Annotated in this window: 6 protein-coding genes; all 6 read left to right on the top strand. The window is 69.3% G+C overall.

Features of this window, described 5'->3' with window-relative positions:
- Window positions 1-86 precede the first annotated feature (86 nt).
- The 6 genes from AC3WL2_RS24630 to AC3WL2_RS24605 are packed head-to-tail and all read left to right on the top strand — an operon-like array spanning window position 87 to window position 6,892.
- On the top strand, window positions 87-1,046 hold the full coding sequence (locus AC3WL2_RS24630; protein WP_011532987.1) for an AAA family ATPase: 960 nt from the start codon (window positions 87-89) through the stop codon (window positions 1,044-1,046).
- A 4-nt stretch (window positions 1,047-1,050) separates the two neighbouring features.
- Entirely contained in the window at window positions 1,051-1,995 is a 945-nt protein-coding gene (locus tag AC3WL2_RS24625; protein ID WP_102685379.1) for a DUF58 domain-containing protein, read from the top strand.
- Window positions 1,992-2,486, top strand: coding sequence for a DUF4381 domain-containing protein (locus tag AC3WL2_RS24620; RefSeq protein WP_046854739.1), 495 nt, complete (start codon window positions 1,992-1,994; stop codon window positions 2,484-2,486). Before AC3WL2_RS24625 ends, AC3WL2_RS24620 begins: the two co-directional genes overlap by 4 nt.
- Entirely contained in the window at window positions 2,479-3,555 is a 1,077-nt protein-coding gene (locus AC3WL2_RS24615; RefSeq protein ID WP_102685378.1) for a vWA domain-containing protein, read from the top strand. The genes AC3WL2_RS24620 and AC3WL2_RS24615 overlap by 8 nt, the downstream gene beginning before the upstream one ends.
- Window positions 3,552-5,270, top strand: coding sequence for a vWA domain-containing protein (locus tag AC3WL2_RS24610; protein ID WP_102685377.1), 1,719 nt, complete (start codon window positions 3,552-3,554; stop codon window positions 5,268-5,270). Before AC3WL2_RS24615 ends, AC3WL2_RS24610 begins: the two co-directional genes overlap by 4 nt.
- Window positions 5,267-6,892 carry a BatD family protein gene (locus AC3WL2_RS24605; protein ID WP_102685376.1) on the top strand — a complete coding sequence of 542 codons (1,626 nt, stop codon included), beginning with the start codon at window positions 5,267-5,269 and terminating at the stop codon, window positions 6,890-6,892. The genes AC3WL2_RS24610 and AC3WL2_RS24605 overlap by 4 nt, the downstream gene beginning before the upstream one ends.
- Window positions 6,893-6,961: the final 69 nt, after the last annotated feature.

Here is a 6,961-nt window from a genome sequence, read left to right as displayed (position 1 = left end):
CCGCCCCCCCGGATGGATTAAAGTATCACCCCTCGCCCGGCATCCGCTCCCAGCGCGCCAGGGCCCATCCCCAGGAACCGTCAACGATGGAACACCGTGAGGCGCTGATCGCGCTGCGCACCTTTCTCTCCTCCCAGATCCTCGGCCAGGAAAAACTGGTCGAGCGCCTGCTGATCGTGCTCCTGGCCGACGGCCACATGCTGGTCGAGGGGGCCCCGGGCCTTGCCAAGACCAAGGCCATCAAGGAGCTCGCCGAAGGCATCGAAGCCCAGTTCCATCGCATCCAGTTCACCCCCGACCTGCTGCCCGCCGACATCACCGGCACCGAGATCTACCGCCCGGAAACCGGCAGTTTCGTGTTCCAGCAAGGCCCGATCTTCCACAACCTGGTGCTGGCCGACGAAATCAACCGCGCACCCGCCAAGGTGCAGTCGGCGCTGCTCGAGGCCATGGCCGAGCGCCAGGTCAGCGTCGGGCGCAGTACCTACGAGCTGTCGCCGCTGTTCCTGGTGATGGCCACGCAGAACCCGATCGAGCAGGAAGGCACCTACCCGCTGCCCGAAGCCCAGCTCGACCGTTTCCTGATGCACGTGAAGATCGGCTTCCCCGATGCCGCCGTCGAGCGGCGCATCCTCCTGCAAGCGCGGGGCGAGGCCCTGGGCGGCGAGGTGAAGCCCGAGCGGCGGGTCAGCCAGCAGGCGATCTTCGCCGCGCGCAAGGAAATCCTCGGCCTGTACATGGCCGACGCGGTAGAGGAATACCTGGTGCAACTGGTCATGGCCACCCGCACCCCGGCCAAGTTCGACAGCGAACTGGCCGACTGGATCGCCTACGGCGCCAGCCCCCGCGGTTCGATCGCCCTCGACCGCTGCGCCCGCGCCCACGCCTGGCTGGCCGGGCGCGACTTCGTCAGCCCCGAGGATATCCAGGCGGTGCTGTTCGACGTGCTGCGCCACCGCATCATCCTGTCGTTCGAGGCCGAGGCCGCGGGGGTCGACCAGGACCGCGTGGTCCAGCGCATCCTCGACGTCGTCGCCGTCGCCTGACCCCATGCCCACCACGCAGCTGGCCGAACCCGGCATCCGCATCGGCCTGGCCGACCTGATCGACATGCGCCATCGCGTGCGCGAGATCCAGCTGTTCTCCCGGCCCGGCCAACGCAGCCCGCTGGTGGGCCTGCACCACTCGAAACTGCGTGGCCGCGGGGTGGACTTCGACCAGGTGCGGGTCTACCAGGCCGGCGACGATGTGCGCAACATCGACTGGCGTGTCACCGCCCGCACCCAGGAGCCGCACACCAAGCTGTTCCATGAAGAGCGCGAACGGCCGATCTTCATCATGGTCGAGCAGAGCCAACGGCTGTTCTTCGGCTCCGGGCTGATGTTCAAGTCGGTGCTGGCGGCCCAGGCCGCTGCCCTGTTCGGCTGGGCCGCGCTGGGCCACAACGACCGTATCGGCGGGCTGGTGTTCGGCGACAACGAGCACCATGAGGTCAAGCCCAGGCGCAGCAAGCAGAGCCTGCTGCAACTGCTCAACCGCCTGGCCAAGATCAACCAGGCCCTGCACACCGAGGCCCAGCCCCAGGCCGACAGCCTGGGCCTTGCCCTGCGCCGGGCGCGAGAGGTACTGCGCCCGGGCAGCCTGGCCATCGTCATCTGCGACGAACGCGCCCTCAGCGCCAGCGTCGAGCAGCACCTGGCCATGCTCTCGCGCCACTGCGACGTGCTTTTGATGCCGGTCAGTGACCCGCTCGACCACGCCCTGCCCGCCGCCGGCCTGCTGCGCTTCGCCCAGCGCGGCGCGCAGCTGGAGCTCGACACCCTCGACGCCAACCTGCGCCAGGCCTACCGCCAGCAGGCCGAGGCGCGCATCGAGCGCTGGGAGCTGCTGGCGCAGAAACTGCGCGTGGTGCTGATGCCGCTGAGCACCCAGAGCGAGATGATCGAGCAGTTGCGTGAGTACCTGAATGCACAGCGCCTGGGAGGCGCGAAATGAACCCGCTGGACCAGCTGCAGCCACTGATCGCGCCACCCGCCATCGGCCTGTGGCCGCCCGCGCCCGGCTGGTGGCTGCTGCTGGCCATGCTGCCCCTGCTCGGCTGGGGCGCCTGGCGCCTGCGCCACTGGCGCCCGGGCAAGCGCAAGGTGGTGCGCGCCGAACTGCCGCTGGACCCGATCCGCGTCGAGGCCCTGGCCGAACTGGCGCGCCTGCCGCGTCCCTATGACGGGGCGCCCGCCGGGGCCTGGCTGCAGCAGATCAACGCCCTGCTCAAACGTCTGTGCCGTAATCACTACCCGGGGGCCAACAGCCATACCCTCAATGGCCGGCAATGGCTGGCGTTTCTCGACAACCGCTGCCCGGCCGCCGGCCTGACCCGCTGGATGGTGCTGGTCGAAGGCGCCTACAAGCCCGAGTGCAAGCTCGACGACAAGGCCATCGCCGGGCTCGCCCAGGCGGTCGAAACCTGGATCCGCAAGCATGTTTGAACTGGCCTGGCCGTGGATCTTCCTGCTGTTGCCGCTGCCCTGGCTGGCGCGCCTGCTGCTGCCGGCAGCCGACAGCGGCGAACCGGTGCTCAAGGTCGGCTTCCTTGACGAGCTCGAGGGCCTGGCCGGGCGCCGTGCCCGCCTGAACCTGCCAACCTGGCGCCAGCAGGCACCGTTCATCCTGATCTGGTTGCTGCTGTTGCTGGCCGCGGCGCGCCCGCAATGGCTGGGCGACCCGGTACCGGTCTCGGCCAGCGGTCGCGACCTGCTGGTAGCGGTGGACGTGTCGGGCTCGATGGACTACCCCGACATGCAGTGGAAGGACGACGAGATCAGCCGCCTGGACCTGGTCAAGGCACTGATGGGCGACTTCCTGCAGGACCGCCAGGGCGACCGCGTCGGCCTGATCCTGTTCGGCAGCCAGGCCTACCTGCAGGCCCCGCTGACCTTCGACCGACGCACCGTGCGCACCTTCCTCGACGAAGCGCAGATCGGCATCGCCGGCAAGAACACCGCCATCGGCGACGCCATTGGCCTGGCCGTCAAACGCCTGCGCCAGCGCCCGGCGCAGAGCCGGGTGCTGATCCTGATCACCGACGGCGCCAACAACGGCGGGCAGATCCACCCGCTGACTGCCGCCCGCCTGGCGGCCCAGGAAGGGGTGCGCATCTACACCATTGGCATCGGCGCCAACCCCGAGGCCAGCGGCACGCCGGGCCTGCTGGGGCTGAACCCAAGCCTGGACCTGGACGAAGCCGCGCTCAGGGAGATCGCCGAAATCACGCACGGCAGCTACTTCCGCGCCCACGACGGCGCCGAACTGGGTGCCATCGGCGACACCCTGGACCAGCTCGAGCCAGTGGCCCAGCAGCCGACCCAGGCCCGCACCGCCCATGAGCTGTACGCCTGGCCACTGGCCCTGGCGCTGCTGCTCAGCGTGCTGCTGGTGGTGGCCGTGCAGTGGCCGGACAACCTGCTGCAACGCCTGCTGCGCAAACCGCGCTTCCTGCAGCCCCACCCGGAATGGCGACAGCGCCTCAAACGCCTGCGCCTGAGGAGGCGGCGATGATCGAACTCTGGCCGCAATGGCTGCGCCCGCTCTGGCTGCTGGTACTGCCACTGCTTGGCTGGCTGCTGTTCAAGCTCTGGCACCGGCGCAAACGCGCCGGACGCTGGCAGTTGATCCTGCCGCAGCCGTTTCACGCGGTACTGCTCGGTGGCGGCAGCGGCAGCACCAGCAAGCTGCCGTGGATCGCCCTGGGCCTGGCCTGGTTGCTGATCGTCCTGGCCCTGCTCGGCCCCAGCTGGCAACGCCTCGAGGAAACCCGCCAGCGCCCGGCCGACCCGCTGGTGATCCTGCTCGAACTGACGCCGCAGATGCTCGCCGAGGACAGCGCGCCGAACCGCCTGGAGCAGGCCCGACGCAAGGTCCTCGACCTGCTCGATCACCGTCGCGACAGCCAGACCGCGTTGATCGTCTATGCCGGCAGCGCCCACACCCTGGTGCCGTTGTCCGATGACCTCGGCACCACGCGCAACCTGCTCGAGGCCGTCGACCCGACAATCATGCCGCAGCCCGGCCAGCGCGCCGACCTGGCCGTGCGCAAGGGCCTGGCCCTGCTGGCCCAGAGCGGCCTGGGCCAAGGCCGCCTGCTGCTGATCGGCGCGTCGCTGAGCGAGCTTGAGCGCGAAGGCATACGCCAGGCCCTTGGCCGCCAGGGCCCGAGCCTGCTGATGCTGGGCGTCGGCAGCGCCGAGGGCGCGCCAGTGCGCCAGGCCAATGGCGAGTACCTCAAGGACGACCAGGGCGGCATCCTTTTGCCGCGCCTGGACAGCGCCTCGCTGAAGTCCTTCATCGGCTCGACCGGCGGGCGCTATCGCCATGCCCGCATCGACGACCTCGACCTGCGCGGCCTCGGCCTGTTCGACAACCCGCGCCTGCTGCACAACGATGGCCAGACCCTGCAACTGGACAGCTGGGCCGACCAGGGCTATTGGCTATTGCTGCCCTTGCTGCTGCTCGCCGCCTGCGCCGGTCGACGTGGCTGGCTGTTCTGCCTGCCGTTGCTGCTAGCCCTGCCGCAGCCAAGCCAGGCCTTCGAGTTCAACGATCTGTGGCTGCGCCCCGACCAGCAAGGCCAGCGCCTGCTGGAACGGCAACGCCCCGCCGAGGCCGCCCGGCACTTCGCCGACAGCCAGTGGCGCGGCATGGCCCTGTACCAGGCCGGCGACTTCGAAGGCGCCGCCGCCGCGTTCGCCCAGGCCGGCACGGCAGCCGCCCACTACAATCGAGGTAACGCCCTGGCCCGCGCCGGCGAACTGGAAGCGGCGCTGGACGCTTACGAACAAGCACTGGAGCGCCAACCCGACCTGAAAGCCGCGCTGGACAACCAGGCGCTGGTCCAGCAATTGTTGCAACAGCGCCAGGCCAAGGCCGAGGAACAGCCGAACAACGCCGATGCCCGGGACACGCCCGGCAACGAGACCGAAGGCAACAGCAGCTCGACCAGCAGCCAGGCCCAGGGCACGCCGGACAGCGACAACCCGACACAAGGCCAGCAGAACGGTGACAGCCAGGGCAACTCCCAGGCCCCGTCCGGCACTGCCGGCGGCGATGACGACAGCATCACCCAGCCGCCCCAGCGGCCGCTCTCCACCGGCCTCGACGCCGAACAGCGCCAGGCCCTGGAACAATGGTTGCGGGAGATCCCCGATAATCCGGCGGAACTGCTGCGGCGCAAATTCTGGTATGAACAGCAATTGCATCAGGAAACCCCACGATGAGTCGCTTCGGCGTCTTTCTCCTAGGCCTGTTGTGGAGCCTCGCGGCCCAGGCCGAACCGACCCTGCAGGCCAGTGTCGACCGCACGCGCCTCGAGGCCGGCGAAACCCTGGAGCTCACCCTCGAGAGCCAGGACGTGACCCAGTTCGGCAAGCCCGACCTGCGCACCCTTGAGCCCGACTTCGAGGTCCGTGGCACGCGCCAGCTCAACAGCCTGCACACCCTCGACGGCGAGACCCGCGCCAGCACCCGCTGGATCATCACCCTGCTGCCCCGGCGCAGCGGCAGCCTGCGCATCCCCGAGCTGCAACTGGGCCAGTCACGCAGCCAGGCCATCGAGCTGCAGGTGCAGCAGGCCGACAGCCAGCGCCCGGACGCAGCGTCGCAAGTGTTCGTCGAGGCCACCCTGGACAGCAGCGCGGTCTATGTCCAGGCCCAGGCCGTGCTGACCCTGCGCATCTACCATTCGGTGGCGCTGTACGACGACAGCAACCTCAGCCCGCTGCAACTGGAGAACGCCAAGGTCGACCCGCTGGGCGAGTCGCGCACCTACGAGAAAGAGATCAACGGCGTGCGCCATGGGGTGATCGAGACCCGCTACGCCATCTACCCCCAGCAAAGCGGCAACCTTGACGTGCCGCCGCTGCGCTTCACCGCCACCGCAGCCGACAATGGCGAGCAACCTGCCGGCACGCCAAGGGTCGGTCGCCAGGTGCAGGTCAGTTCGCTACCGTTGCGCCTGACGGTCAAGCCGATCCCGGCCGGCTACCCGGCCGACCGCCCCTGGCTGCCGGCACGCAGCCTGACCCTTGAAGAACACTGGAACCCCGACCCGAACAACCAGCCGACGCAGATCGGCGACTCGTTGACCCGCAACATCAGCGTGCGCGCCGAAGGCCTTTCAAGCACCCAGCTGCCGCCGTTGCCGGCCACCGAGGCAATCGGCCTGCGCCGCTACCCCGACCAGCCGTTGCTGCGCAACGAGATCGGCGAGCGCGGCATGGTCGCCAACCGTGAGGAGCGCGAGGCGCTGGTGCCGACCCACGCTGGCGAGCTGGCCCTGCCGACGCTGGAGGTGACCTGGTGGAACACCCGCGAGGACCACCTGGAGCACAGCAGCCTGCCGGCACGCACCCTGAACGTGCAGGACAATCCGGCGCTCAGCGCCGACACCCCGCCCGGCGACAGCAACATGGCCCCAGGCCTGCTCTGGCCCTGGCAACTGGCGACGTTGGTGCTGGCGCTGACTACCCTGCTCGGTTTCACCCTGTGGTGGCGCGCCCGTTCGCAACCGGCGGTACTGCGGGCGGCGCAGACTGGCCCGAGCCCACGCACGCTGCTCGACGACCTCAAGCGCGCCTGCCAGGCCAACGACCCGCAGGCCACCCGCCAGGCGCTGGACGCCTGGGCGCGGCAGCAGCCGGAAACCCTGGCCGAGATGGCGGCGCGTTTCGTGCCGTTGTCCGATGCGCTGGATGGGTTGAACGGTGCGTTGTACAGCGAGAGCGGCCAGTACTGGCATGGCGACGAGCTGTGGCGCGCCATCGGTGCCATACCGCCGGCCGAGCAGGTGCTGGCGCCAACGGGTGAGGCCAGTAGCTTGCCACCGCTGTATCCCAAGTAGCCTCATCGCGGGCCAAGCCCGCTCCCACAAGTCCGCGATGGGTTACCATACCGCCCGAATCCAAACGCC

Source organism: Pseudomonas sp. FW305-96, from assembly GCF_058783825.1.
The sequence above is the reverse complement of the archived record's forward strand: the minus strand, read 5'-3'. Positions and strand labels throughout refer to the sequence as shown.